Raw genomic sequence first — 26,087 nt, 5'->3', positions numbered from 1 at the left:
TGCGTATGCTGTGGATCAAGGGGTTAGCCGTCGTCATCGCCGTCTTTCGCCAGCGGGTGATGCTGCAACACAAGCTCTGACAGGCGTTCGTCCAAGACATGGGTGTAGATTTCCGTGGTCGCCACGTCGGCATGGCCCAGCAGGGTCTGGATCGACCTCAGATCAGCGCCATTGGCAAGAAGATGCGTGGCAAAGGCATGGCGCAGGGTGTGTGGTGTCACTTTTTCCGGCGAAACGCCACCTTCTACGGCCAGTTCCTTGACCAGCAGGAAAAACCTGTGCCGGGTCAGAAAGCCGGATTTGCCGCGAGACGGAAACAGGAACTTGGAACGCTGAGCACCGTCTGCAACCTGCTTGTCCTCGGTCTCGTCCCTGACAAGCAACCACGCCGCCAACGCATCGCGCGCCGGAGGGGACAGAGGCACCATCCGTTCCTTGCCACCTTTGCCCAGCACAAGCAGCATCCGGGGGTCACCTCTGGCCGAGGAGACCGGCAGCGAAACCAATTCAGTTACCCGCATTCCCGTGGCGTACAGAACCTCCATCAGGCAGGTGTTGCGCACCCGTTCTGCATCCTTGCGACCGGTGCGGCGCGCGGCCTCAAGCAAACGATCGACTTCGGCGACATCCAATGTTTTGGGCAGCCGTTTTTGCCGACCGGGGCCTTTGATCTGAATGGCGGGGTTAGCTTCAAGCCAACCTTCTTCAAAGGCGAACCGAAACAGTTGCTTGATCGCTGACAACCGACGTGCGCGCGTGGAACGGGACAGGCCCTGTACGTCGCAGTCTATCAGGTAATGTTCGATTTGTTCTCTTTGTGTGTCGGGAAAACCCGTCTTTCGACGTTCCAGCCAGGCCGAGAATTCTTTCAGATCGCGGCCATAGGCTAGCAGCGTATTGGTCGCGGCCCCCAATTCGGCGGCCTGAGCTTGCAAAAAGGTGGAAATCCACAAGTCCTGCGTCGCCGGGGCCGCCACGATCAGCGGTCCTGCAGGATCAGCAAGTTCAGTGCGGCGCGGCGGGCGGTGTCCTCAAGGCCCACCCGGCGCAGCGTCGCAATGGCTGCTGTCAGATCGACTAGGTTGCCGCGCGACCCGTGCGCGAACCGTTGCATGGTCTCTAAGATCGCTTCACCTAGCTGATCGTTGTTTAGCATCGTTTCGATATTCGGCGGGACCGGAGCAGCCCATGCAAACCCTTGCGCAACCGCATCCGCCAGAGGCGAAGGAGAGCGCGCGCGCCCCGGATCTCCTTGCGCTAACGCCGCCAGAAAGTGATTTTCGTCGGATTGACCGGGCACAGAAAGGGCCGCTGTTTCATACAGTTCGGACAACAGCAGGATACGCCAGCGCAGCTGTTCCGCCGACGGATCCGTCAGCTCTATCTGCGACAGGCGTTCTGCGAACAATTCTGCAAAGGGTACCTCTAATCCGATCAGGCGCATTTGCGTCCACACAGTATTTAAAGCTCGGGCGATTTTGTCGGGATTGCGCGAATCCAGTGCAGACTCGAACCGTTGCACGGACGAGACCCTGTCCCAAACTGCGCCGGACGCGGCCGGAGAGCGCTCGGTATACAGACCCAGCAACTGGTTGGGGGTCAGCGCGCCAATGCGGGTCAGCCGCTCAGCCGCTTCGATCTGCGCTTTCCACCCGGCTACGTCCCGCAGGTCGGCATTCGCAAAGGCACGGGGCAGAGGGGCCGATGGCAGGCGTTCCCCGATCGCCTCAAACAGGCGAAAGGTCAGTGGGCTGGGATCATCTGGTTGCGGAAGGTATTCGGCTTCTTCAAACAACTCGGGGCTGAGAAAGCGATCCAGCACATCCAGCTCATCTGGTGGCAATATCTGCAATGCGTGCGCCGCTTCCAGCGTTAGGGCGGCTGATGGCCAGTCTCCGCGTCGGGCCTTGCAGAAAATCTGTGCGGCGTAGTCCTGCGACAGGTGTGGCTTCGCGATCAGCGACGTACAGCTGCGATCCTCGTCCCCGGTGAGCAGGGTGGCGTCAAACCAGCGCTGGAACCTTTCGCGTGTGTCGGTCGGACCGGCCAATTGGACCAGCGATTGCGCCGGGTCGGCTGCACCAAGTTGCATCAACCGGTCGATGCGGGCGAGCAGCAGGGTTTCTTCAGCACCCGAACCAGCTGGTGCGCGAGCCTCTGACAGGATCAGAGTAAACAGTAATCGCTGCATCGCGGGGTTATAGCGAACCGGCACATCGGTGATCAGCTCAGCCAGCCGGTCGGCATCACTATTCTGCCAAAGGTGCACCGGCAGGCCGGTCACCGACGACGACACAAGCCCCAACGGCTGTGACAGCGCCTCAAGCGGAGAGACTTGGATATCCGGCTGAATGCCCGTCTCCGTGACCGGTGGTTCCAACAGGACAGTCCCTGGCAGGTTTTCCGGAGGGTCCGTCAGCCAATCGATGACAGAAAGAGGAGCCTGCTGCGCCTGCGCTGATCCAGCCAGCAATAAGGCAGCCAGTGCGGCTTTATTCAACATTCAGGATTACCGGCTCTCGGATCTCGTCTTGCGGGGCCGAGAAATCCACCCCGAATATCGGACCCAAATACGCATATCCCACCAGCCCGACAAAACACAGGCAAACAATATATATCAGGAACTTGATCAGACGGCCCATTGCTCAACGCTGCCCCAATTTTGTCTTTTGCCATAGTTATAGCTGGCATTTTTCGTAAGATCACGTCATTCACGTTGAAATGAGCGAAATTAAGCATAACGCCCACACAGAAGGTACTGATGCGGTCTTTGAACTGCACAAAACCGTCGTTCTTGTTGGCATGATGGGGGCCGGAAAGACGGCTGTGGGCCGTGCTTTGGCCGCAAGGCTGGGTGTTCCCTTCCTCGACAGCGACGCCGAGATCGAATCGGCTGCCAATATGACCATCCCCGAGATATTTGAGCGTGATGGTGAACCGTTCTTTCGCGCCAAGGAAAGTCAGGTCATCGGACGCCTGCTGGACGAGGAAAAAGGCATCTTGTCCACCGGCGGCGGCGCTTTTCTTTCCGATCAGAACCGCCAGATGATCACTGAACGCGGGGTTTCGGTCTGGCTGCGGGCTGACTTGAAGGTGTTGTGGAACAGGGTCAAACATAAGGACACACGACCGTTGCTACGCACGGCCGACCCTTATGCGACCTTGCGCGCCTTGTATGAGGCCCGCGTCCCGGTTTATGCGCAGGCAGGGCTGACAGTTGAGTCCGATGGCGAAACCTCGATTGAAAATATGGTGGACCGGGTGGTGGAGTCGATGTTGACGCGCCCCGACGTATTGGAACGGAAGTAAATGCACCAAACCGTACATGTAGAGCTGGGCGAACGCTCGTATGACGTGGAAATCGGGCCCGACCTGCTGGCACAATCCGGCACGATGATTGCACCCTTGTTGCACCGGCCCAAGGTCGCCGTTCTGACGGATGAGAACGTGGCCGGGTTACATCTGAATGCGTTGCGGGATGGCCTGGCAACAGCTGGAATCAAGATGACCTCGCTGGCCTTGCCCGCAGGAGAATCCACCAAAAGCTGGCCGTATTTCGAGCGCGCGGTTGAATGGCTTTTGTCGGAAAAGGTAGAACGCCGCGATGTGGTGATTGCCTTGGGTGGCGGGGTCATCGGTGATCTTGCGGGATTTGCTGCGGCCGTTTTGCGACGCGGTGTCCGTTTTGTCCAGATACCGACCTCGTTGCTGGCGCAGGTGGACAGTTCTGTTGGCGGAAAAACCGGAATAAACGCACCACAGGGTAAGAACCTGATTGGGGCATTCCATCAGCCGTCTCTGGTTCTGGCGGACACCTCGGTTCTAGGCACCATGACCCAAAGGGATTTCCTGTCGGGCTATGGCGAGGTGGTCAAGTACGGCCTGCTGGGCGATGCAGAGTTCTTTGAATGGCTCGAAAGAAACGGTCCCGACGTTTCGGGTGGCGATATGGCCGCGCGCGTGCGGGCGGTGACACGCTCGGTTCAGATGAAGGCCGACATCGTAGCCCGCGACGAGACTGAGCAAGGCGACCGTGCGCTGCTGAACCTTGGGCACACTTTCTGTCACGCGCTTGAAGCGGCCACCGGCTATTCTGATCGCCTGTTGCACGGCGAGGGTGTCGCTATCGGCTGTGCACTGGCGTTTGAGCTGTCCTCTCGTCTTGGGCTGTGCTCACAGGAGGAACCGAGCCGTGTTCGGGCGCACCTACGTGCAATGGGAATGAAAACCGATCTGGCCGACATTCCCGGAGATCTGCCGGGTGCCGAGGCACTGGTTGATCTCATGGCGCAGGACAAAAAGGTCATCGACGGTCAGTTGCGGTTTATACTGGCGCGCGGAATCGGGCAGGCGTTCGTCACTTCGGACGCCCCAAGGGACGCTGTGTTGTCCGTGCTTGAAGACGCATTGGCGACGATCTGATCACCGTCCGCGGATCACCATCAGTTCACCGATGTTTTCGCGGGTGATGTAGCCGACCATTGTCCCGGCCTGGGTGCAAACTGCGACGGCGGGAGCACCCTTGTGTAGTTTCTCCAGCACGGTTTCCAGGCCGGTGGTCAATTCAACGCGCGGGATCTCGGTTTCCATGATCGAAGTTGCCAGATCTGACCGAGGTGCCTCTTGCGCCATGGCAGTGAACAGCGTGCCGCGTGCTATAAAGCCCAGCAGGTCTCCATTCGGACCCAACACGGGGAATTCGTGTTGCGTGGTGTGAATGACGGCCTGTGCGGCGGTTGCAAGCGTGTCGGTGGGCGATAGGGCGTGAAACTCGGTAATCATCGCGTCGCGGGCCAGCACCCGCCGCGCGACTGAGCGCATGGCCACATCGTGGCTTTCCGCATTGGCCGCGACGAACACGAAGACGGCAATCAAAACCAGCAGGGGGTTACCAGTGTTCAACCCAAGAAAGCCAAACGCCACCGCCACGACCTGACCCGCAAGGGCGGCGATACGTGTGGCTTTTACCCGGTCCATCTTCAGACACAAAAGCGCGCGGAATACCCGGCCGCCATCCATGGGGAAGGCCGGTATCATGTTAAATACGGCCAGCAACAAATTCACATAGGCCAGCCGGTTCAACAGTCCGGCACTGGTCGAATCGATCCGGGTTAGAGAGTCTAGCGTCATTCCGGCCCCCATGGCCATCAAAACGATCCAGATTACAATATTCACTGCCGGCCCGGCTAGAGCGACCCAGACTTCTTCCATAGGCTTCTCGGGCATCCGTTCGAGCCGGGCAAGCCCGCCGATAGGCAGCAAGGTGATGTCAGGGGTTTTGATGCCGTAGCGCCGCGCCATCAGCGCGTGGCCGAACTCATGCGCGACAACGCATGCAAACAGCGCCAGAACAAAGATCAGGTTGTCGATCGCGGCAGGCACCCCGCCTTGGGAATAGGCCGCAAAGGCGACCCAGCCCAGTAACAGAAAAAAGGTGACATGGACCCTCAGTTCCGACCCCAGTACCCGGCCGAGTGAGAAGGACCATGTCATGTTTCGTCTCCGTTTGCCTTAGAACGGAATCTCGTCGTCGTCGATTCCGCCGGATGCAGGTGCAGGGGCAGGGGTGCTGGACTGTCCGCCATAGGGGTCGCCATAGCCACCGCCCGCCTGACCACCGCCATAGCTGCCTGACTGCCCGCCGCCATAACCGCCTCCTCCGCCGCCTTCGCCGCGTGCATCCAGCATCACAAGGGTCGAGCCGAACCCCTGAAGAACAACCTCAGTCGAATAACGGTCCTGACCAGATTGGTCCTGCCATTTGCGGGTCTGCAATTGCCCTTCGAGATAGACCTTCGAGCCTTTGCGCAGATATTGCTCCGCTACGCGGACAAGCCCTTCGTTGAAGATCGCGACCGAGTGCCACTCGGTGCGCTCACGACGCTCGCCAGTATTGCGGTCTTTCCAGGTTTCGGATGTGGCGATGCGCAGGTTGCATACTTTGCCCCCGTTTTGGAAATTCCTAACTTCAGGATCGCGGCCAAGATTGCCGATAAGAATGACCTTGTTGACTGAACCTGCCATATATTTCCCCGTTCTTGTCTGTGTCGAGAGCGCCCGAATCTGGCGCAAAGTTTCTAGGCGACCCTATACGGCCTACGTCGTGGTTAAAACACAGTTGATCTGTGCAACGGTCGGCAAGAAATCCCGAAGGTTCTATTTACCATGCTTTCATTTTTGCCTGAAATACCTATACTCGTTAGGGTTCGAGAGCGAGCGGGATTGGCATAAATGCGTTTTCTAGTTGGTTATTTTTCTGTTCTGTGCCTTGCGCTGGTTTCGGTTCCGGCTGCGGCAGAAACCCTGTCCACCAAAAACCGTAAGGATATTTTCCTCAAACAATCCAAGATTTTAGACTCGCGCGCTGCCACCCAATACCGCGGCTCTGAACGGCTGAAGCCCAAAACAGCGCAGCCAACTCAAGTCATCAAGCGATATAATGGTAAATATCGCGGCCAATACCTGGCGCTGGCCCGGCAAGCAGCCCGGAAACACAGTGTTCCGGAAGAACTATTCCTGCGACTGGTTCAACAGGAAAGCGGATGGAACCCGCACGCGGTGTCTCACAAAGGGGCACTGGGTTTGGCGCAGCTGATGCCTGGAACCGCGCGCCTTTTAGGTGTGAACCCGCATGATCCGAAGCAAAATCTGGAAGGTGGGGCCCGTTATTTGTCGTGGCAGTATCGCAAGTTCAAATCCTGGCGGCTGGCGCTGGCGGCTTATAACGCCGGTCCGAAAGCCGTGGAAAAGCACGGTGGCGTGCCACCTTACAAAGAAACTCAGAACTATGTGAAAGTGATCTGGGGCGGCTGATAAACTACCAACCCAAATCAGAAAAGAACCGGCGCTGTGGCCGGTTCTTTGCGTTTGGGCCGTTACTCGGCCGCGATTTTGATGACCGGCTCCATGCGAGCCAAAACTTCTTCGGACAGATGGCATTTGACCTGATGTCCGTCCGCCAGGGTTTTTACCGGCGGCACATCTTTCTCGCACAGCCCGCCCGGCACTTCGGATTTCCAGCGACAGCGCGTCTGGAAAGGGCACCCCGGGGGCGGGTTCATGGCCGAGGGGATATCACCATCCAGAACGATATGCGCTTTTTCAACCGACGTATCCGCGATGGGAACAGCACTCAGCAGAGCCTCGGTGTAGGGGTGATAGGGCGGCGAGAACACCTGGTCGGTGGTCCCCAGTTCGACCACATGGCCCAGATACATCACCATCACCCGGTCGCTGAGATAGCGCACAATCGACAGGTCGTGACTGATGAACAGTAAGGTTGTCTTGTGTTCGCGCTGAATCTCCATCAACAGGTCGGTCACCGCCGCTTGTACAGACACATCCAAAGCCGACACAGGTTCGTCCGCAACTACGATCCGCGCATCGCCTGCAAAGGCGCGCGCGATACCGACGCGCTGTTTCTGTCCACCGGACAACTGACGCGGCATCCGATCGGCAAAGGCGCGCGGTAGCTTCACCAGGTCCAACAATTCCAGCATGCGTTGTTTTCGCTCAGCCTCGGAATTGCCGATGCCAAAAATTTCCAGCGCGCGGATGATCTGCCGCCCAACGGTCATCGAGGGGTTCAGAGTGTCAAACGGGTTCTGGAACACCATTTGAACTTCGCCCACGGTTTTGGCATCCCGCTCTTCGATCGGCACATCTTCGATGTTGCGGTTGTCTAGCAGGATTTGTCCATCCGTGGCCGTTTCAAGCCCCATTAGAACTTTGGCAAAGGTGGATTTACCGCAACCGGATTCGCCCACAATCGCCAGCGTCTCAGATTCATGTGCCTCAAAGCTAAGTGTTTCGTTGGCCTTGACCACCTTCTTCTCACCGCCCCCGAACAACGCATTGGCGGCTACTTCATAGTATTTCTTGAGGTTGTCCATTTTCAGGACAACGCGGCCGATTTCACCTTTTTCTTTCTTGTCGGCCAAAGTGATCGGGGCGTTCCAGTCAATCTCCTTGTACTTCAAGCAGCGTGTGTGGTGCCGGTCATTGCCGGGTACAGGCTCCATCAGAATATTCTGCGCGTCGCAGCGGCCTTCTTCGAAATAGTCGCAGCGTGGGCCAAAGTTACAGCCTGACGGGCGTTCGTGGGGCAGGGGAAAGTTCCCGGGAATGGCCACTAGTGGGCGGGCGTTCTTGTCTGCCCCCGGCAACGGGATCGAGCGGAACAGCGCCTGCGTATAGGGGTGCTGCATCTCGTCGAATACATCGTGTATCGAGCCGCGCTCGACTGCCTCACCCGAATACATCACACAAAGCCGGTCACAAGTTTCCAGAACCAGACCAAGGTTGTGCGAGATGAACAGCATCGAGGTGCCGTATTTCTTACCCAAATCCCTGACCAGCTCGACTACGGCGGCCTCAACCGTCACATCCAGTGCGGTTGTCGGTTCATCCAGAATCAACAGCGCCGGCTTCGACATCAGCGCCATCGCGATCACGATACGCTGCTGCTGCCCCCCTGACAGCTGATGGGGGAACGAATTCAGCATCCGCTCGGGGTCGGGCAGGCGTACGTCCGTTACCACTTCCAATGCGCGGGCATAGGCCTCTTCCTTGCCGACTCCCTCGTGGATCATCGGCACTTCCATCAATTGCTTGCCGATCTTCATCGCCGGGTTCAGCGAGGCCATCGGTTCCTGATAGATCATCGCGATCTCATTGCCGCGAATATCGCGCAATTCATCCGCGCTCATCTCGGCCAGATCGCGCCCTTTGAACTTGATCGAACCGCCTACAATCCGCCCGTTCTTGCCAAGGTCCTGCATGACCCCAAGTGCCACAGTGGACTTGCCGCAACCGGATTCTCCGACCAGTCCAACAGCCTCGCCGGGTTGTACGCTGACCGAAAAATCCATCACGGCGGGAATTTCCCGAAGGCGGGTGAAGAAAGAAATCGAAAGTTTGTCGATCTCAAGAATTGGGCCGTCATATTCCGCCAATTTGTTCATCTTGTATCTCCTCGCGAGAGTCCGGGGATCCCCTTCATCTGGCTAAAAATATCCTGGGGGTCCGGGGGCAAAGCCCCCGGTCGCTCTCACATCAGTCCTTCAGGCTTTCTTCGCGCAGGCCATCTGCCAGCAGGTTCAGACCAAGAACCAGCGACAGCAAGGCAAAGGCAGGCGGAAGGGCAGGGTGCAGATAGATCGACAACAGCTTGCGCCCTTCGTTGATCGTAGAGCCCCAATCCGGGCTTTCCGGCGGCAGCCCCAATCCGAAGAAACCCAAGGTTCCCAACAGGATCGTGGTATAGCCGATACGCAGACAGAAATCGACGATCAGCGGACCTCGTGCATTGGGCAGGATTTCCCACAGCATGATGTACCACGGGCCTTCGCCACGGGTCTGTGCCGCAGCCACGTAATCCCGTGTTTTGATGTCCAGCGCGAGACCGCGCACGATGCGGAACACGGTGGGTGAGTTCACGAAGACAACCGAAACAAACACCACGAGGATACCGCCAGGGATATCGAACAGGTCCAGATAAGTCGGCAAGCCCCAAATGCCGTAATCATCGGTGTTGATGATGTAGCCATCGGTCGAAATCAGTGACAGATAAAGCCACAGCGCGATACCTAGAACCCCGATCAACAGCGGAGTGCGGAAATTCGGGCGGGTGTAATACCGCGAGTTCAGCAGAACGCCGATGAACAAGATCGGGAATATGAACAAAACGGCTGCCATGTAGTTAGGCACGCCTGTCGCCACGATTTCGGGTGTTACCAGCAGGTAGAACAACAGGATTACCGGGAAAGCCAGGATCAGGTTGGCAAGGAAGGACAGGAACGTGTCCAGACGTCCTCCGTAGTACCCTGCTGGAAGACCCAGAGTGATCCCGACCATAAATGCGAACATGGTCGCAAGCGGTGCGATCTGCACCACGATCCATGCGCCTTTGACCATGCGACTAAAGACGTCGCGGGCAAGGTTGTCGCCGCCCAGAAGGTACCAGGCATACTCGCCGTCTTCAGGGTTTTGCAGGGGCGTTCCGGGCACTTTGTTCTTCATGCCAGAGACCTGACTCAGCGGGTCATGTGTGATGATCAGATCCAGCGCACCGAAGATCCCGGTGAAGACCCAAAACATCACTAGGCCGAAGCCGATCATGCCAATGGGGCTGTCGAACAGTTTGCCGTACAGCCCGAGGCGTCGTTTGAATGCGATCGACATTGCAAACAGGATGATCAGCGACAACCACACAGGCAGAAATTGCTGTGAGATCGCGCCGACGATCCCGGCACTGGTACCCATGAGGATGCCAAGCACGATATACGCCAGCGCAAGGACGACACAGGCGAAAAAACTGTATCTCAAGGCTGATTGGGTCAATCCCCGCAGTCCTGTGCCCGAGCTGAGCGTTCCGTCCGCATTCAAGCTCAACGGGGCTTCGGGTAGGACGATGCTGCCGATGATCCAGACGACGATTGATACGACCAACGCAGCCAGCGCGATCATCAAGATTGGGTTTAGAATGGCGATAGAGCCGGTCCAGCTAAGAGGTTCCATGATCTATCTCCCTTACGAAATTCGGATGCGCGGGTTGAGGTAGACATAGCCGATATCGGATATCAGCTGCGTCACCAGCACCACAAAGACCGACACGACCGAAATCGCCAGCAAGAGCTGAATGTCGTTGTTGCCCGCCGCCTGCACCAGCGCCCAGCCGAAACCCTTGTAGTTAAACAGGGTTTCAACAATCACCACGCCATTCAGCAGCCATGGGAACTGCAGCATGATGACGGTAAAGGGGGCGATCAGAGCGTTGCGCAGCGCGTGCTTCATAACGATGTTGCCAAAGGAAACACCCTTGAGACGCGCGGTACGGATATATTGTGCGGTCATCACCTCGGTCATCGAAGCGCGGGTCATCCGGGCGATATAGCCCATCCCGTAAAGCGCAATGGTCAGAACCGGCAGAAAGAAGTTCTCAAAGGTCGGATTGTCCATCGCTTGCGTCGCAGTGCCCTTGAACCATTTCAGGCCCACGGTGGACGAGGTGAAGATAGCGATGAAGATCACGCCTGATACGTATTCTGGCGTCGCCGTCGTGATGATTGAGAAGGTAGAGAGGGACCGGTCCAGTGCTGATCCTTCGCGCATCCCGGCCAATACTCCGACCAGTAGCGCGGATGGCACCATCAGGACCAAAACCCAAAACATCAGATAGCCGGTGTTGCCCAGGCGTTTGCCAACAATGGTGCCGACCTCGTCTTTGAACACGCTGGAATAGCCCCAGTCGCCCTGCAAAACACCGCAATATCTGGAGGTCGTTTCCTCGGTTGACCCCGGTCGGGTACACGTTCCAAGGAACGTGCCGTCATCAAGTGTCTTGGTATAGCCTGGCAAAACCCCCAGCCATTGACCGTATTTGACTAGCGTCGGTTGCAGATAGCCGCGATTGTCCAACCAGGTCTCAACCTGTTCGTCGGACATCCGCTGGTTGCCCTGCGTTTTCGCAAGCTTTTCCAGGTTCGGGTAGAGGTTGGTCAGAAAGAAGACCACGAAAGTCAGGCACAATGCAGTAAGAAGCATGACGCCGAACCGTCGGAGGATGAATAGTCCCATGATGGCCCCTGTTGTTCGGGTGTTCCGCAGATCATTGGACCATTGTCTGGCCTCGGACATCCGACCCCGTGTCGGCCTGTCTGCGGCTGGAAAGGGGCGCCCTGTTCAGGCGCCCCCATTAACGTCTGGCAGGTTTTAGGCCGCCCAGCCCCACTTATAGTGGTGATGCTCGAAGGAAACGTGCATGTCGGTGCCGACAAGCCCGTCCTTCATGTGGCGATACAGCGAACGCCAGTATGGCTGAATGGTCACGCCTTCTTCCTGGATCATCGCCTCACCCTTGGCGACCACTTCGCGGCGCTTGTCGGCATCTGCGATGGCCAGCGCTTCGGTCAGAAGCGCGTCAAACTCGGCATTTGCCCAGCCGAATTCGTTCCAGGCTTCACCGGTACGATAGGCCAGAGCCCAGATTTGCACGCCCAGTGGACGGTGGTTCCAGTTGGTCGAGCTGTAGGGGTATTTCGCCCAGTCGTTCCAGAACGTGTTGCCCGGCAGAACGGTCCGCTTGACCTTGATACCCGCGTCACGCAGCTGCGCTGCAACCGCGTCGGTGGTGTTCCGGCGCCAGTCATCGTCGATCGAGATCAGCTCGTGCTCGAAATCGATCATTCCGGCTTCTTCCATCAGCGCACGTGCACCTTCCGGGTCGACCTTCTGCGGCGGCAGTTCGTAATAGTCCGGGTGGATCGGACCAACATGGTGGTTTTCCGCAGGCGAACCACGACCGCCGTAACCCAGTTCCAGACAGATCGAGTTATCAACCGCCATTTGCAGAGCCTGACGCACCCGCTTGTCTTCGTAAGGCTTCTTCCCGTCAATCTCGGCCAACTGGTTCGGGCGGACGACGATGGTGTTCATGGTCACAACTTCGGACTTCACATAGCCGAGGCTATCCATCACGTCGATGAATTCACCAACCGATTCATACAACATGTCGACTTCATCGGATTCCAGCGCGGCCAGCCAAGCGGACGGGTCGGTGCCGTAGTCAATGTAGACAATGCTGTCCAGCGCCGGGCGACCAAAGATCTCTTCGCCCCACCAGGTGTGGTTCTCGTTGCGAACGAGGGTGGCTTTCACGCCGACTTCTAATTCCTGCACCAGATATGCGCCGGTGCCCACATTGTTGAGCAGATCGGTTTCACTGAACGAGCTGTGTACAATAGCCGCCGGATAATCTGCCATGCCAGCAATCAGCGAGATGTCAGAGGCTGGCAGGTTCAGTTTGACGGTGTTGGCATCGACGACTTCGATTGCGCCGTCAATGGCCTGACCAGATTCCGGATCGATCAGTGTCGCAAAGCGACCTGCCATCGAGTTGGTTTCCGAGCTTTTGTCACACCAGCGCCCGATGTTGCGGGCCACATCTTCCGCGGTGAAGTCGTCACCGTTGTTCCATTTGACGCCCGGACGGACTTTCAGAGTGTAAACGGTTGCGTCGTCGTTGACTTCCCAGCCCTCCAGCAACATGCCGCGGAACGTACCGTCCGAGTTGTACTCGACCAGATACTCGAGCGTGCCGCGGGTGACGTTCGCGATCTGCGACCAGTCATAGGTGCGTGGGTCCTTCAGGGCGCGCACTTCCTGCTGAACGCGAAGGGTGCCGCCTTCTTTCTTTGCATCTTCTCCGGCCGCACGCGCTGGGGCGGCCAGTCCGATCATGCCATAGGCTGCGGCGGCGGTGACCCCAAGACCCGTGGTGCGGGTCAAAAACTCGCGTCGGTTCAGTTTGCCGTCCCGATATTCCTGTGCGTGCATTTCTGCCGCCCAGTGCATCGGTGCTCCGGTCATCGTTTGATTATTCATTAACGTTACTCCCTGTGAGACAGTATTTTTTTGGATGAAGTGGCGAACCGCTCAGGCCGGAATGCTCCGGCCGGCAGGTTCATTAGTCTTCTGATCTCGGATTTCGGACATCCCCATGACCGACATTCGGCACCAGAATTTTGGTGAGGTCAATGTTCGAAATCGTCATTCGAGGTACAAAAACGACATTGAGGGGCGGTGTTTACCGCTACCAGCTTTTTTTGCCCCAGGGGAATCCCTTGGCAGGTTCAGTTTCGCGGCAGTGGATTCGCCGCGAATTCTCTGCATGTGTGTTCGCGATCAGTGCGACTTCAACCGCATCAGGTATCACTTTGATAAGTCGACCCGATTCCAACTTTTCATGCGGGCGCGAAACCAGGTGCGCTGTCGTTTGGCGAATTGGCGGGTCGAGATCGTGGCCCGTTCGCGGGTTTCATCCAACGTCATGGTGCCGTCGATATAGGCCATCAACTCGGGTACTCCGATGGCCTTGAATGCCGGAAGCGACGGATCATAGCGGTCCCGCATCCTTTCAACCTCGTTCAATGCACCGGTGTCCAACATCAGGTCAAAGCGGCGCGTGATGCGGTCCAAAAGCCATTGTTTATCCACGTCGAAAACGATGGGCACTGTGTTCTTCACGTCCAAAACCGGGGGTGGTGTGGCGTCTTGCCAGTCACTGAGGTTTCGACCGGTGGCATTGTACACTTCCCATGCCCGCTGAACACGGGCGCGGTTTTGTGTGTCGATCCGGGCTAGAGTATGCGCATCCACACCCGCGATCAGAGTCTGCAAGGTCAGGCTGTCCGCCTCGGCCCGGATTTCGGACGGTGTAGGTGGAATATCGGCCATACCTTCGGTCAGCGCAGAAAAATATAGGCCGGTGCCCCCTACAATGATGGGGCGTGCGCCGCCGGTCAGCAGTGGTTTCACCTCGCGCAACCAATGGCCGGTGGAGTAGTCTTGGTCACATGAGATATGTCCGTACAGAAGATGCGGTGCGCGGGCTTCCTCCTCAGCCGACGGGCGGGCGGAAATCACGCGCCAGCAATCGTAGACCTGGCTGGCATCGGCGTTCACGATGACGCCACCGAACTGCTCGGCGATCAACAGGGCAAGGGCGGACTTTCCAGATGCAGTGGGGCCTGCAATCAACACAGGTTTCCCATCAGGAATGGGGGGCAGGCGGTCCAATATCTGCGATCTTGCGGGTTCGGTCATCTCGGACTGCCTCATTCCTTACCAATCGCATTGAACCTGCGGCGGTTTTGCTTCATTTTGCGCCTGAAAATAAACCCGTGCCAGCCCGGAGCGCAACATGACCATTTCCCCGACCACCGACACCGCCGAAATCACAAAGGCAAGGTATGATCGCGTAATGCTGAAAATCTCGGGCGAGGCGCTTATGGGCGATCAGGGGTTCGGCCTGCATCCGCCCACAGTTCAGCGCATCGCGCAAGAGATCAAATCGGTGCACGATTTGGGTGTCGAGATCTGCATGGTGATTGGCGGCGGCAATATCTTCCGCGGTCTCAGCGGATCGGCACAGGGGATGGAACGGACTACGGCTGATTACATGGGCATGCTGGCAACGGTCATGAACGCGCTGGGGATGCAGTCCGCGTTGGAAGAAATCGGCGTTTTCACCCGGGTAATCTCAGCCATCCGCATGGATGAGGTGTGCGAGCCCTACATTCGCCGTCGCGCCGTGCGCCACCTTGAGAAAAAACGGGTCTGCATCTTTGCTGCCGGAACCGGAAACCCGTATTTCACCACCGACACCGCCGCGACCCTGCGCGCCAACGAAATGGCGTGTCAGGCGATCTTCATGGGTAAAAATGGCGTCGATGGTGTTTATGATAAGGACCCCAAGGAACACGCGGATGCCGTGCGGTACGACACCGTCAGCTATGATGATGTTCTGGCCAAACGCCTGCGGGTCATGGACGCGTCGGCCATTGCACTGGCGCGCGACAACAATCTGCCGTTGATTGTCTTCGGGCTGGACGAACCGGGCGGGTTCCGGGGCATTTTGGCCGGTGAGGGGACCTACACCAAAGTTCAGGGCTAAACCGCTTTACAGTTTGCTTAAAAGCCGGGTTTGGATGCCCGGCTTTTTTGTGCGCGTTTAGCAAACCTGAACGCTTGACGAACCATCTCAGTCCTTGCAATTTGACCGCGTTCCCGCGCCGGACCGGTAGCGGGGGCTGTCTGCGCCTATCGCGCGGACTGGGCTGGAAGACCTGCCATGATTTCTGAGGGTTTCGAAATCATGCTCGGACACCTCTTGAATGAACGCGCATGATCAAGGAGAGACGTGCCATGAGCACTCTGGATATCAATTTTGTCCGGTCACAGTTTCCGGCCTTTTCCGAGCCCAGCCTGCAAGGGCAGGCATTCTTCGAAAACGCTGGTGGGTCATACACTTGCAAGCCGGTTCTCGACCGCCTGACGCGGTATTATACCCAGCGCAAAGTGCAACCCTATGCACCCTATGAGGCCAGCCGTCTTGCCGGCGAGGAAATGGACGAAGCCCGGGCACGCATGGCAGCCATATTGGGCGTCGAGACGGATGAGCTGAGCTTTGGCCCGTCGACTACGCAGAACACCTATGTCCTGGCGCAAGCTTTCCGCCAATGGATGCAACCGGGTGAGGCCATCATTGTCACCAATCAGGATCATGAGGCAAATTCAGGTCCGTGGCGGCGGCTAGCGGGCGAGGGGATCGACATCCGCGAATGGCAGATTGATCCCGAAAGCGGGTCGTTGAATCCGATGGACTTGGAAAACTTGTTGGACGAAAACGTGCGTCTGGTGTGTTTTCCCCATTGCTCGAACGTGATCGGAGAGATCAACCCGGTTACCGAGATTACCGCGATTGCCCATGCGGCGGGGGCATTTGTATGCGTTGACGGCGTATCCTATGCACCACACGGGTTTCCGAATGTTGGTGATCTGGGGCCGGATATCTATCTGTTTTCGGCCTACAAAACATATGGGCCGCATCAGGGTTGTATGGTCATCCGGCGTACGCTGGGCGAGATGCTGCCGAACCAGGGGCACTATTTCAACGGCGACGTGCTGTACCAACGGTTTACTCCGGCGGGACCGGACCATGCCCAGATTGCGGCCAGCGCGGGCATGGCGGATTATATTGATCTGCTGTGCGACCATCATAGCGGGCCAACCGGCGAAGCGGCCGAGCGTGGTTCATTCGCCCATGATCTGATGCGCTCGCACGAGGTCGCATTGCTGCAACCAGTTCTGGATGCGGTCAAAGACCGCAACGCCGTTCGCCTGATCGGAACATCCGATGCCAGCCACCGCGCGCCGACTGTGGCCCTGGCGCTGAACCGCAATGCCGAAGCGGTTGCCGCCGATCTGACTGGATATGGAATCATGGCCGGCGGAGGTGATTTCTATGCCGTGCGCCCGTTGACCGCGATGGGGGTTGATCCGGATCAGGGCGTGCTGCGGGTCAGTTTCACGCACTATACGTCTCAACAGGAAATTGATCAGCTTTTGAATGCACTAGACGACGTTTTGTGATCCAATTCCGCCTCTGCTTCGTAACCGAAGAAAGAAGAAAAGAGCAGGGCGGACATGGAACAGCAGCAGTCACCGATCATAATGTGGTTCCGACGGGATTTGCGCCTGTCGGATCACCCTGCACTGAGCGCCGCGGTTGAGAGCGGGCGACCGATCATACCAGTTTTCATTCTGGACCACACGGTCCAGGCTTTGGGCGCAGCGCCGAAATGGCGTCTTGGATTGGGCCTAAAGGCTTTTGCCCAGGCGCTAGAACAGGCTGGCGGCCGCCTGATCCTGCGGCATGGGGATGCGCTGACCGTTTTGCAGCAGCTTGTCGTCGAAACTGGTGCAAGCGATGTGTTTTGGTCTCGGGCCTATGACCCAGACGCCATTGCCAGAGATACGAAAGTCAAGACGGCTCTGACCGACCAGAGTATCACGGTTAAATCCTTCGCCGGCCATCTTTTGTTCGAACCTTGGACAGTGGCGACGAAAACAGGGCAGCCGTTCCGTGTGTTCACTCCAATGTGGCGTTCAGTGCGCAGCCGGGATGTTCCGGCCCCAAACAACGCTGTGTCTCATCTCATACCGCCCGCGATGTGGCCCGTTTCTGAAAACCTTGAGGATTGGCATCTGGGCGCGCAGATGCGCCGCGGAGCATCCGTGGTCACACCCCATGTCCGACCGGGCGAAACCGCAGCTTTTGAGGCGTTGCATCAATTTCTGGACCGCATCCCCGACTATTCAGATCACCGGGATCGTATGGACTTGGACGGAACATCTAACCTGTCCGAGTATCTGTCTTTAGGTGAAATAGGCCCGCGCAGTGTCTGGCACGCAGTTCAGCGGGCCGGGATGACGGGAGTTCAGGGGGGCGAACCCTATTTGCGCCAATTGGTCTGGCGCGAGTTTGCTTATCACCTGATGTATCACACTCCATCCTTGCTCAGCGGTAATTGGAAGCCGGAGTGGGATAGATTTCCCTGGAATACTGATGCGGAGCAGCCCGAAGTTCTCGCGTGGAAGCAGGCGAAAACCGGCGTTCCGGGCGTCGATGCGGGGTTACGGCAGATGTATGTGACAGGGCGGATGCACAATCGGGCCCGGATGATCGTGGCGAGCTACCTGACCAAGCATCTGATGACGCATTGGAAAATTGGCATGGACTGGTTCGCGGATTGTCTGGTCGACTGGGATCCGGCGGCAAACGCGATGGGCTGGCAATGGGTTGCAGGGTCGGGGCCGGATGCCTCGCCATTCTTTCGCATCTTCAATCCGCAAACCCAGCAGGAAAAATTCGATCCGGAATCGGACTTTGTTCGGCATTGGATTGCCGAGGGGCAGAGCAATCCACCAGCAACAGCACTGGCGTATTTTGATGCGGTTCCGAAGTCATGGAACCTCAGCCCACAGGACCCATACCCGCAACCCGTTGTCACTTTGGCAGCCGGTCGGACGCGTGCATTGGCGGCCTATGAGGGCCGAAAAAACCAGTAACGAATTGAAAACTTGCCACAAACACAAACTCGGCCTAGCCTGTTTGCGCGGCCGCACAGAGGAGAGCGGATGACTTTGATGACCACCGAGGGGCAGAAAGACCTGCCCAGATACTTTGTGCAAGTATTCAAAATGGTTAGCCGGATGCAGTCTGGCCGATTGGATATCGGACTGCCGGATGGTCGTGTCTTCCGAACCGAAGGCACGAAACCCGGGCCAGTTGCGCGTGTGGATATCCACAATCCAGACGTTTTTGCCCGATTGGTCCGTGAAGGTGAACTTGGTTTTTCCGACGCATACCTGGAAGGTGACTGGAGCACGCCGGACCTGCGATCCTTTATGGACCTGGTGCATATGGGTAATGAAACGGTCTACGACGATTTCACCGGAAAAGTCCTTGTGCAGATGTATGAGCGGCTGCGGTTCTGGTTGCACCGCAATAACCGGGCACAGGCCAAAAAGAACATCTCGTACCATTATGATCTGGGCAATGATTTCTATGGTTTGTGGCTTGATGACACGATGACCTATTCCAGCGCACTGTTCGAAACAGGGCAGGAAAGTCTGGAAAAGGCGCAAACCGCAAAATACGCCAGCATGGTCGATGAAATGGGTGCAAAACCCGGAGATCACATTCTTGAGATTGGCTGTGGCTGGGGCGGCTTTGCTGAATACGCTGCAAAAGAGCGTGGCCTGCGGGTCACAGGTCTGACGATCAGTCAAGAGCAGTTGAAGTTTGCCAGGCAGCGTATTGAAAATGCTGGTCTTTCAAATTTGGTTGAATTCAAATTGCAGGATTACCGGGATGAGCGTGGCCAGTACGACGGAATCGCATCGATCGAGATGTTCGAAGCGGTAGGTCAAAAGTACTGGCCTGTGTATTTCGACACTGTGCGTGAGCGATTAAAACCCGGGGCGCAAGCGACGTTGCAAATTATCACTGTCGCGGATCATCGATGGGATGTTTATCGTAACGGCATTGATTTCATTCAGAAATATATTTTCCCGGGCGGCATGCTTCCGGCGCCTTCCATTTTGAAGGAACAAGTTGCTCTGGCGGGTTTGAAAGTCGTCAAATCGAAAGAATTCGGTAAAAGCTATGACCTGACCCTGCGCCGCTGGTATGACACGTTCAACGGCAAGTGGGACGAAATCTCGGAAATGGGCTTTGATGAGCGTTTTCGCCGCATGTGGAATTATTATTTGACCGCCTGCGGAGCAGCCTTTGACACCGGTAATTGCGATGTGACACAGATCACTATAGCGAAACCGAGTTAAGGAACGGACTTCAGAAATGCCCACTGCACCCAAGCTTGTTTCTGGCTTATGCCTTTTGATCGTGGCGTTCTTGGTTTCGAGTATGGTCATCGAAAACGGTGATGAAGGTAAGAACTACGGTATGTTTACCTACGTAAACATGGCGTTGGGCGTGATTTGCGGTTGGTGGATCATGGGCAAGCGTGCTGGCCGGGGCTGGACTGCCGCAATCAACAATGGCTTGACCGGAATGGCGGCGCTGGTGTTCTGGGGCCTGTTTGTTCAGGGTGTAAACGAAATGCTCCGCTTGGCAATGCGCCATCGGTATGACGGCCCGTTCGAGGCGCTGATCTCCATCTTTAAAATCGGTGTTGAATATGGTCAGCAACTTGTGGTGCCCGAAATCTTGTGGACTTTGATCATTGGGGCTCTGATCACTGGGCTGGTCACCGAGGAAGCAGCCCGCCGGTGGCGGTGAGCTAACAACTTAAAGTACGAAAGAACCCAACAGTGTCAGATCTGTTCTTTTATGGCACGCTGCGGCACTTGCCATTGCTGGAGCTTGTCTTGGGACGTCCAGCGTCCGAACTTGAATTTGCCCAAGCCACTCTGAAAGATCATGCAGTCCATAGCGTGCAGGATCAGGCCTTTCCTATGATTGTTCATGAGGAAGGCAGTCTGGCCAAAGGGTTATTGCTCCGGGGATTGAGTGAGGAAGATCAGAACCGTTTGGTCTTCTACGAGGGTGGCTTTGATTACGACCTGCGGGAGCAGACAGTTGATCTGGCCGACGGGTCGATATCGCAAGCCCTTGTGTTCTACCCTGAGCCGGGGCTTTGGAACCGCGGCGGTCTCTGGTCGCTGCAGGGCTGGTTGGATGAGTGGGGCGCGATGACGATGCTCGCCGCGCAAGAGGTTATGGGTTTTTACGGCAAGGTTGATGCGGAACAAATTGCGCGAAGCTTTCCGCCGATCCGCACGCGAGCATGGGCAAAGCTGGCTGCCCGTCAACGTGCGACAGGTGATGCACGAGACACTGCCAAAGACGTCATCGTGCACGGTCGTAAACCGGCCTATGTCAATTATTTCGGGATGGAAGAAGTCGCATTGCAGCATCGCCAATACGATGGCTCGATGGGCAAAGTGCTGAACCGCAGCAGCCTGATGCAGGGCAGCGCCGTGATCGTCCTGCCATATGATCCCGTGCGCGACACGGTTTTGTTAGTCGAACAATTTAGGGCACCGATCTTTCTGGCTGAAGATCCTGAACCCTGGATGTGGGAGCCGGTCGCCGGGATGATCGACCCAAGCGAAACGCCGGAACAGGCGGCCCTGCGCGAGGCCGAAGAAGAAGCCCAGATTGCGCTGAACCGGCTGGAATATGCAGGCGGCGCGTATTCCTCCAGCGGGTCATCGACTGAGTATCTATACCTTTTTGTCGGGCTGGCTGATCTGACCATGACCATCGAAGATGGTGGGTTGGCAACGGAGGGTGAGGATATCCGAACCCAGATTCTGCCTTTCAGTGAATTCATGGACAGGGTTGACAGTCATGGGTTCAAGGATTTGCCGCTTTTGGCGGTGGCCCATTGGCTTGCACGTCACCGTGAGCGCCTGCGCGGGTGATTTTCGCCGCTTGTGGTCGTCGCGCACCACAGGTAAATCTGCGTTGATCCGAAATGAAATGAGGGCGCCATGCGCATTGCACGAGACCTTGCCGACGCAGTCGGAAAAACCCCGCTGATCCGCCTGCGTCGCATCAGCGAAGAGACCGGGTGCGAGATTCTCGGCAAGGCCGAATTCATGAACCCCGGCCAGTCGGTCAAGGATCGTGCGGCGCTCTACATCATCCGCGATGCCATTGCGCGTGGTGACCTGAAACCGGGCGGCACCATTGTCGAAGGTACGGCGGGTAACACCGGGATCGGTTTGGCGCTTGTTGGTGCGTCGATGGGGTTCAAGACCGTCATTGTCATCCCGGAAACGCAGTCCGAAGAGAAAAAGGACATGCTGCGACTAGCTGGGGCTCAGCTGGTTCAGGTTCCGGCCGCACCGTATCGCAACCCCAACAATTTCGTACACTATTCCCGTCGTTTGGCCGAAGAACTGGCGCAGACCGAGCCCAACGGCGCGATCTGGGCCAACCAGTTCGACAATGTTGCGAACCGTCAGGCGCATGTGGAAACGACCGGTCCCGAAATCTGGGAACAGACCGATGGCAAAGTTGACGGGTTCGTCTGTGCCGTGGGCTCGGGCGGTACATTGGCGGGCGTAGCGGACGCGTTGCAGCCCAAAGGCGTCAAGATCGGTCTGGTCGATCCGATGGGGGCTGGGCTGTATTCGTATTACACCACCGGCGAAATCGCGATGGAGGGCGGCTCGATCGCCGAAGGCATCGGTCAGGTGCGTATCACCAAGAACCTTGAGGGGTTCAAACCTGACTTTGCGTATCAGATGACGGATAACGAGGCGCTGCCTTACATCTTTGATCTGCTGCGCGATGAAGGCCTGGTCATGGGCGGTTCAACCGCCATTAACATGGCTGGTGCGGTACGTCTGGCCAAAGATCTGGGACCGGGCCACACCATCGTGACCATCCTGTGTGACTACGGAACTCGCTATCAGTCCAAGCTGTTCAACCCGGACTTTCTGCGTGAAAAGGAATTGCCTGTCCCGGACTGGATGACCGAAGCTCCACGCAGTATCCCCGGCGTTTTTGAGGACGTGTGATGCTGCGGCGTGTTCGCCTGTTCCTGACCCTTGTTGCGGTTTGTTTTGCGATAGTTTGCGGCCCCGCTGCCGCGCAGCTTACAGATCGTCAAAGCGAATACTATCAAGGCTGGGTCAAAACGGCGGACCGTGCCGAGACGGTAATCGAGGCCGATCGTGCGTCGAACGCTTCGCTCGAAAACCTGCGCTCAGAGATCAACGGCTATAGAGATGATTTCAATCGGGCACGCGGTGCAAACACCGAACGCATCCAGACGCTGGAAAATCAGATCAAGGCTCTTGGTGCTGCGCCCGAAGGCGACGCGACTGAACCGGAAGATATTGCCACACTACGAACGCATCTAGACGAGCAGTTGAACAGTTTGCGCGTCCCGCAGATCATCTCAGAAGAGGCATTCAGCCGGGCCAATGGTCTGATATCTGAGATAGACAAACTATTGCGGGACCGTCAGGCGAAAGAACTTTTGGAGCGCGGACCGTCGCCCCTGAACCCCACCCACTGGCGGCCGGCCTGGGTTGATGTGAATGAGGCTGCGCAAGCGTTGTTCAACGAAGCGCGGCGGAACCTGAGTACTGACGTAGTACATGAACGTTTGCGTGCACGTGGGCTGGGAATTCTGGCCTTGGTTTTCGTCGCCGGCGTGCTGCTGTTTTACGGTAAGCGCTGGTCGGAAGCCGCAGGTGCGCGTCTGCGAGCACTTGGGGGGCAGGGAAGTGGCGTATGGACGTTCCTGACCTCGTTGCTGCGTATTATCCTCCCCTGGTTCGGCGTCTGGCTTCTGGTTCAGGCGGTTGTGATGACAGGTGTCCTGGGGCTGCGCGGGACGCTGTTGATGGAAAACGTGCCCTATTGGGCGGCGATCATCCTTTATTATGACTGGATTGGCCGACAGGTTTACGTGCTGCAAGCGGCGCAGGGGTTCAAAAAACTGTCCCGCCAGAAAGTCACTGAGTTACGCGTCTACCTCGATTTTCTTGCCGGGCTCCTGATCCTGCATGAACTGGTGAACCTGTTCGATCAGATCGAAAATATCTCGGATGCGACGCGCGCCGTCGTCGCCTTTCCGGTCATCGTCGCAACAGCTTTGGTTCTTCTTCGCGTCCGTCGCGTCCGCAGTGTTGATGTCCCGGTCGATGCAGGTGAGCCGTCCGAAACGGCCCGCGCTGCCGGGTTCAGCCAGCTGGTCGAGTTCATTCGACGCGCTTTGTTCTTCCTGGGAATCGCCAGCCCGATATTGGCAATGCTGGGGTATACGAATGCGGCTGAGGCAATCGTTTTCCCGGCCGTGCGGTCGTTGGTTCTTATTGCCGCACTGGTCATCGTCCAACGGTTCCTGACGTCTGTTTACGGATGGCTCGGCGGGCAGGGCGATAAGGCCAAGGACTCGCTGTTTTCGGTTCTCATCGGCTTTGCAATGGCCATTCTGGCTATGCCGGTCCTCGCGCTTTATTGGGGCGCCCGTAAAACCGACCTGCTAGAGGTCTGGTCGCGCCTGCTGCAGGGGTTCGATATCGGCGGCGTAACGATCGCGCCCAGCAACTTCTTTACCTTCCTTGTCATATTTGCCGTCGGCTATGGCCTTACCCGGATGCTGCAAAGTGGGCTGCGCAATTCGCTGCTGCCAAAGACCAGTATTGATCCAGGCGGGCAAAACGCGATTGTTTCAGGCACCGGGTATGTCGGTATTTTCCTGGCCGCGCTGGTTGCGATTACGATTGCCGGGTTCAACCTGTCATCGCTGGCTATTGTTGCCGGCGCGTTGTCAGTCGGGATCGGCTTTGGTCTGCAGACCATCGTGTCGAATTTTGTGTCGGGCATTATCCTTTTGGTCGAACGCCCAATCTCGAAAGGGGATTGGATCGACGTGAATGGGATGATGGGGTACGTCCGTGATATTTCCGTCCGGTCCACGCGGATCGAGACGTTTGACCGCACGGATGTGATCGTTCCGAACTCGGATCTGATCAGCGGCGTTGTCACGAACTATACACGCGGCAATACGATCGGGCGGGTGATTGTACCGGTCGGTGTCGCCTATGGGACTGATACCCGAATGGTGGAGAAGATTCTGGGCGAAATCGCGAATTCACACCCGATGGTTCTGGCGAATCCAGCCCCAAGTGTGGTGTTCCAGGGGTTTGGCGCAGATTCGCTGGACTTTGAAATCCGGGCCATCCTGCGCGATGTGAACTGGGTGCTGTCAGTCAAATCCGACATGAACCACGAGATCAACCAGCGCTTTGTCGCTGAAGGGATCGAGATCCCGTTTGCACAACGAGACGTCTGGTTGCGTAATCCCGAGACGTTGCAGGGCGGCGCAGCCCAACCCGCCAAGGAATCCGACGAAACACCGGCGGTAAAGCCATCCTCAGCGCCTGTCGAGATGACCGAGGGCGATTTGGCTGATGGTGACGGCGACGAGATTTAAACGCCTTTGCAAGGCTTTCGATTTCAGGTGAAATTTCACCACAATGGGGCCTTGCAAATCCCCCGGCGATAGTTCAAATAACGCCGGCACGGAGAGGTGGCCGAGTGGTCGAAGGCGCACGCCTGGAAAGTGTGTAGGCGGGAGACCGTCTCCAGGGTTCGAATCCCTGTCTCTCCGCCACAATCCTCTATCAACATTCATCCAGCCGCGTTTGCAGGCAAATCCGTCAATCCCTGGATTTCGACCACCGCAGAAGCAGGTTGGCCGCGATTGGCGCGCCGATAATAACGACGACAATGCGCGCCAGGTGGTGCGTGACCACATATCCCAGATCCGCCCCCGATACGATGGCCAGCACCGTCATCTCTGCCTGTCCTCCGGGTGCAAAGGCCAGAAAGGCTTCGACCGGCTGACCAAGTCCAAGCGCCGTGACCACTGCCGTGAAAGCAGCGGCCAGAACGGCCAGCAAGATCACATAGGTGAAGCCAGCCGCCACGACGCGTCTAAGTTCCGACCAAGTGACACCGACGAACTTGACGCCGATCCCACAGCCGATGAAGAACTGGGCGAACAGGATCGCCTCGCGCGGGGGGCGGGTATGGATGAAATCCCCAAGCGATAAGGCCGCTGTCAGGATTAATGGTCCAAGAATCGAGGCACCGAAAAGCCCGATCTTCTCTCCACCTTTCCAGCCGACAAAAGCTGCGACCGCCATGAGTATCAGTTCATGCAAGGGTAGGGCCGAGGCAGGTTCGCCCAACGGGTTGGTCAGTTCGGCACCGTAAAACAAAGTCAGGAACAAAGGGGCAAGGGTGACGATAATCAATACGCGCGTCCCATGGATCAGAGACAGGGTTCGCGGATTGGCACCGGCCTCGGCCCCAAAGATAACCATGTCCTGAAACCCGCCCGGCATGGCCGCAAAAAACGCAGTTTTTTCGTCAAAGCCCCAGAATTTTCGAAAGAACGGCACGCCAACCATTGCAATCAGCAGGATAAATACCGGTATCAGCAAAAGGGACGCCGCCATCTTTGGAAGTTCTGCGAACAGGCTGGGTGTGATCGACGCCCCGACCGCGACGCCAAGGATGGTTCTAGACCCGACCGAGATTTGCCCGAAATCCCGCATGGGTGCTTGTGCCAAAGCTGCAATCAAACACGCTGACATCGGCCCGAACAGAAAGGGCAGCGGCAGGTTCAACGCCCAAAAAACTGCAGTTCCCAACATAGCCAATATCAGCGTGACTGACCGTTGCATCA

At 57.2% G+C, this 26,087-nt stretch carries 22 protein-coding genes and 1 tRNA gene; 12 read left to right on the top strand and 11 right to left on the bottom strand.

Annotated features, from left to right (window positions below; genetic code table 11):
* Positions 1-23: 23 nt before the first annotated feature.
* From AC2FJE_RS02245 to AC2FJE_RS02235, 3 genes are read right to left on the bottom strand one after another with little or no spacing between them, the layout of a single operon-like run.
* Positions 24-977, bottom strand: a complete 954-nt coding sequence (locus AC2FJE_RS02245) for a tyrosine recombinase (RefSeq protein ID WP_496695211.1) — start codon at positions 975-977, stop codon at positions 24-26.
* 2 nt (positions 978-979) lie between these two features.
* The gene (locus tag AC2FJE_RS02240) at positions 980-2,503 is read right to left on the bottom strand and encodes a hypothetical protein (protein WP_496695213.1); all 1,524 of its coding nucleotides are present in this window, start codon (positions 2,501-2,503) and stop codon (positions 980-982) included.
* Positions 2,493-2,642 carry a hypothetical protein gene (locus AC2FJE_RS02235; protein ID WP_170557697.1) on the bottom strand — a complete coding sequence of 50 codons (150 nt, stop codon included), beginning with the start codon at positions 2,640-2,642 and terminating at the stop codon, positions 2,493-2,495. Before AC2FJE_RS02235 ends, AC2FJE_RS02240 begins: the two co-directional genes overlap by 11 nt.
* A 79-nt stretch (positions 2,643-2,721) precedes the next feature.
* Between AC2FJE_RS02235 and AC2FJE_RS02230 the strand changes: the two genes are divergently transcribed.
* Together AC2FJE_RS02230 and aroB are read left to right on the top strand one after the other, a co-directional pair.
* Complete coding sequence (locus AC2FJE_RS02230; RefSeq protein ID WP_058277741.1) at positions 2,722-3,309, top strand: shikimate kinase; 588 nt, start codon at positions 2,722-2,724, stop codon at positions 3,307-3,309.
* Positions 3,310-4,422 carry a 3-dehydroquinate synthase gene (gene aroB / locus AC2FJE_RS02225; RefSeq protein WP_496753782.1) on the top strand — a complete coding sequence of 371 codons (1,113 nt, stop codon included), beginning with the start codon at positions 3,310-3,312 and terminating at the stop codon, positions 4,420-4,422.
* On the opposite strand, the gene AC2FJE_RS02220 is transcribed toward aroB, so the two are convergent.
* Positions 4,423-5,493, bottom strand: coding sequence for a site-2 protease family protein (locus AC2FJE_RS02220; protein WP_496753784.1), 1,071 nt, complete (start codon positions 5,491-5,493; stop codon positions 4,423-4,425).
* An 18-nt stretch (positions 5,494-5,511) separates the two neighbouring features.
* Complete coding sequence (gene ssb, locus AC2FJE_RS02215) at positions 5,512-6,024, bottom strand: single-stranded DNA-binding protein (protein ID WP_496753788.1); 513 nt, start codon at positions 6,022-6,024, stop codon at positions 5,512-5,514.
* A 207-nt stretch (positions 6,025-6,231) separates the two neighbouring features.
* On the opposite strand from ssb, the gene AC2FJE_RS02210 reads away from it, so the two are divergent.
* On the top strand, positions 6,232-6,813 hold the full coding sequence (locus AC2FJE_RS02210) for a lytic transglycosylase domain-containing protein (RefSeq protein ID WP_282118616.1): 582 nt from the start codon (positions 6,232-6,234) through the stop codon (positions 6,811-6,813).
* A 62-nt stretch (positions 6,814-6,875) separates the two neighbouring features.
* Here the strand turns inward: AC2FJE_RS02210 and AC2FJE_RS02205 are convergent, their stop codons facing one another.
* The 5 genes from AC2FJE_RS02205 to miaA form a co-directional block, all read right to left on the bottom strand.
* On the bottom strand, positions 6,876-8,963 hold the full coding sequence (locus tag AC2FJE_RS02205) for a dipeptide ABC transporter ATP-binding protein (protein WP_496753790.1): 2,088 nt from the start codon (positions 8,961-8,963) through the stop codon (positions 6,876-6,878).
* 91 nt (positions 8,964-9,054) lie between these two features.
* Positions 9,055-10,518, bottom strand: coding sequence for an ABC transporter permease (locus AC2FJE_RS02200; RefSeq protein WP_058273779.1), 1,464 nt, complete (start codon positions 10,516-10,518; stop codon positions 9,055-9,057).
* Between the two features lie 12 nt (positions 10,519-10,530).
* The gene (locus AC2FJE_RS02195) at positions 10,531-11,577 is read right to left on the bottom strand and encodes an ABC transporter permease (protein WP_058274233.1); all 1,047 of its coding nucleotides are present in this window, start codon (positions 11,575-11,577) and stop codon (positions 10,531-10,533) included.
* 135 nt (positions 11,578-11,712) lie between these two features.
* Positions 11,713-13,383 (bottom strand): ABC transporter substrate-binding protein, encoded by a 1,671-nt coding sequence (locus AC2FJE_RS02190; protein WP_282151047.1) that lies wholly within the window; start codon positions 13,381-13,383, stop codon positions 11,713-11,715.
* A 327-nt stretch (positions 13,384-13,710) separates the two neighbouring features.
* Positions 13,711-14,604 carry a tRNA (adenosine(37)-N6)-dimethylallyltransferase MiaA gene (gene miaA / locus AC2FJE_RS02185; protein ID WP_496753792.1) on the bottom strand — a complete coding sequence of 298 codons (894 nt, stop codon included), beginning with the start codon at positions 14,602-14,604 and terminating at the stop codon, positions 13,711-13,713.
* 97 nt (positions 14,605-14,701) lie between these two features.
* On the opposite strand from miaA, the gene pyrH reads away from it, so the two are divergent.
* The 9 genes from pyrH to AC2FJE_RS02140 all read left to right on the top strand — a co-directional run bounded on the left by pyrH (position 14,702) and on the right by AC2FJE_RS02140 (position 25,007).
* On the top strand, positions 14,702-15,454 hold the full coding sequence (pyrH, locus tag AC2FJE_RS02180; RefSeq protein ID WP_109312162.1) for a UMP kinase: 753 nt from the start codon (positions 14,702-14,704) through the stop codon (positions 15,452-15,454).
* A gap of 251 nt (positions 15,455-15,705) precedes the next feature.
* The gene (locus tag AC2FJE_RS02175; RefSeq protein WP_496753794.1) at positions 15,706-16,932 is read left to right on the top strand and encodes an aminotransferase class V-fold PLP-dependent enzyme; all 1,227 of its coding nucleotides are present in this window, start codon (positions 15,706-15,708) and stop codon (positions 16,930-16,932) included.
* 54 nt (positions 16,933-16,986) lie between these two features.
* Positions 16,987-18,411, top strand: a complete 1,425-nt coding sequence (locus AC2FJE_RS02170; RefSeq protein WP_496753796.1) for a cryptochrome/photolyase family protein — start codon at positions 16,987-16,989, stop codon at positions 18,409-18,411.
* A 69-nt stretch (positions 18,412-18,480) separates the two neighbouring features.
* Complete coding sequence (locus AC2FJE_RS02165; protein ID WP_472723630.1) at positions 18,481-19,689, top strand: class I SAM-dependent methyltransferase; 1,209 nt, start codon at positions 18,481-18,483, stop codon at positions 19,687-19,689.
* Between the two features lie 16 nt (positions 19,690-19,705).
* On the top strand, positions 19,706-20,146 hold the full coding sequence (locus AC2FJE_RS02160) for a TrgA family protein (protein ID WP_058273774.1): 441 nt from the start codon (positions 19,706-19,708) through the stop codon (positions 20,144-20,146).
* A gap of 32 nt (positions 20,147-20,178) precedes the next feature.
* Complete coding sequence (locus tag AC2FJE_RS02155) at positions 20,179-21,294, top strand: NUDIX domain-containing protein (RefSeq protein ID WP_496760567.1); 1,116 nt, start codon at positions 20,179-20,181, stop codon at positions 21,292-21,294.
* Between the two features lie 69 nt (positions 21,295-21,363).
* The gene (locus AC2FJE_RS02150; RefSeq protein ID WP_108858796.1) at positions 21,364-22,398 is read left to right on the top strand and encodes a cysteine synthase A; all 1,035 of its coding nucleotides are present in this window, start codon (positions 21,364-21,366) and stop codon (positions 22,396-22,398) included.
* Positions 22,398-24,827 (top strand): DUF3772 domain-containing protein, encoded by a 2,430-nt coding sequence (locus AC2FJE_RS02145; protein ID WP_496760566.1) that lies wholly within the window; start codon positions 22,398-22,400, stop codon positions 24,825-24,827. Before AC2FJE_RS02150 ends, AC2FJE_RS02145 begins: the two co-directional genes overlap by 1 nt.
* Before the next feature lie 90 nt (positions 24,828-24,917).
* A tRNA-Ser gene (locus tag AC2FJE_RS02140) sits at positions 24,918-25,007 on the top strand.
* Positions 25,008-25,053: 46 nt separating this feature from the next.
* Here AC2FJE_RS02140 and AC2FJE_RS02135 read toward each other — a convergent pair.
* The gene (locus tag AC2FJE_RS02135; RefSeq protein ID WP_496760659.1) at positions 25,054-26,085 is read right to left on the bottom strand and encodes an AbrB family transcriptional regulator; all 1,032 of its coding nucleotides are present in this window, start codon (positions 26,083-26,085) and stop codon (positions 25,054-25,056) included.
* Between the last annotated feature and the right edge of the window lie 2 nt (positions 26,086-26,087).

The organism is Ruegeria sp. CDSC002, assembly GCF_059610905.1.
Note: the sequence above shows the minus strand (reverse complement) of the source record. Positions and strands in the feature narration are given on the sequence as shown.

Bases quoted from the DNA above. Each gene is read 5' to 3' on its own strand.
- AC2FJE_RS02240 (WP_496695213.1), bottom strand. From the start codon at position 2,503: ATGTTGAATAAAGCCGCACTGGCTGCCTTATTGCTGGCTGGATCAGCG.
- AC2FJE_RS02235 (WP_170557697.1), bottom strand. From the start codon at position 2,642: ATGGGCCGTCTGATCAAGTTCCTGATATATATTGTTTGCCTGTGTTTT.
- AC2FJE_RS02230 (WP_058277741.1), top strand. From the start codon at position 2,722: ATGAGCGAAATTAAGCATAACGCCCACACAGAAGGTACTGATGCGGTC.
- aroB (WP_496753782.1), top strand. From the start codon at position 3,310: ATGCACCAAACCGTACATGTAGAGCTGGGCGAACGCTCGTATGACGTG.
- AC2FJE_RS02220 (WP_496753784.1), bottom strand. From the start codon at position 5,493: ATGACATGGTCCTTCTCACTCGGCCGGGTACTGGGGTCGGAACTGAGG.
- ssb (WP_496753788.1), bottom strand. From the start codon at position 6,024: ATGGCAGGTTCAGTCAACAAGGTCATTCTTATCGGCAATCTTGGCCGC.
- AC2FJE_RS02210 (WP_282118616.1), top strand. From the start codon at position 6,232: ATGCGTTTTCTAGTTGGTTATTTTTCTGTTCTGTGCCTTGCGCTGGTT.
- AC2FJE_RS02205 (WP_496753790.1), bottom strand. From the start codon at position 8,963: ATGAACAAATTGGCGGAATATGACGGCCCAATTCTTGAGATCGACAAA.
- AC2FJE_RS02200 (WP_058273779.1), bottom strand. From the start codon at position 10,518: ATGGAACCTCTTAGCTGGACCGGCTCTATCGCCATTCTAAACCCAATC.
- AC2FJE_RS02195 (WP_058274233.1), bottom strand. From the start codon at position 11,577: ATGGGACTATTCATCCTCCGACGGTTCGGCGTCATGCTTCTTACTGCA.
- AC2FJE_RS02190 (WP_282151047.1), bottom strand. From the start codon at position 13,383: ATGAATAATCAAACGATGACCGGAGCACCGATGCACTGGGCGGCAGAA.
- miaA (WP_496753792.1), bottom strand. From the start codon at position 14,604: ATGACCGAACCCGCAAGATCGCAGATATTGGACCGCCTGCCCCCCATT.
- pyrH (WP_109312162.1), top strand. From the start codon at position 14,702: ATGACCATTTCCCCGACCACCGACACCGCCGAAATCACAAAGGCAAGG.
- AC2FJE_RS02175 (WP_496753794.1), top strand. From the start codon at position 15,706: ATGAGCACTCTGGATATCAATTTTGTCCGGTCACAGTTTCCGGCCTTT.
- AC2FJE_RS02170 (WP_496753796.1), top strand. From the start codon at position 16,987: ATGGAACAGCAGCAGTCACCGATCATAATGTGGTTCCGACGGGATTTG.
- AC2FJE_RS02165 (WP_472723630.1), top strand. From the start codon at position 18,481: ATGACTTTGATGACCACCGAGGGGCAGAAAGACCTGCCCAGATACTTT.
- AC2FJE_RS02160 (WP_058273774.1), top strand. From the start codon at position 19,706: ATGCCCACTGCACCCAAGCTTGTTTCTGGCTTATGCCTTTTGATCGTG.
- AC2FJE_RS02150 (WP_108858796.1), top strand. From the start codon at position 21,364: ATGCGCATTGCACGAGACCTTGCCGACGCAGTCGGAAAAACCCCGCTG.
- AC2FJE_RS02145 (WP_496760566.1), top strand. From the start codon at position 22,398: ATGCTGCGGCGTGTTCGCCTGTTCCTGACCCTTGTTGCGGTTTGTTTT.
- AC2FJE_RS02135 (WP_496760659.1), bottom strand. From the start codon at position 26,085: ATGCAACGGTCAGTCACGCTGATATTGGCTATGTTGGGAACTGCAGTT.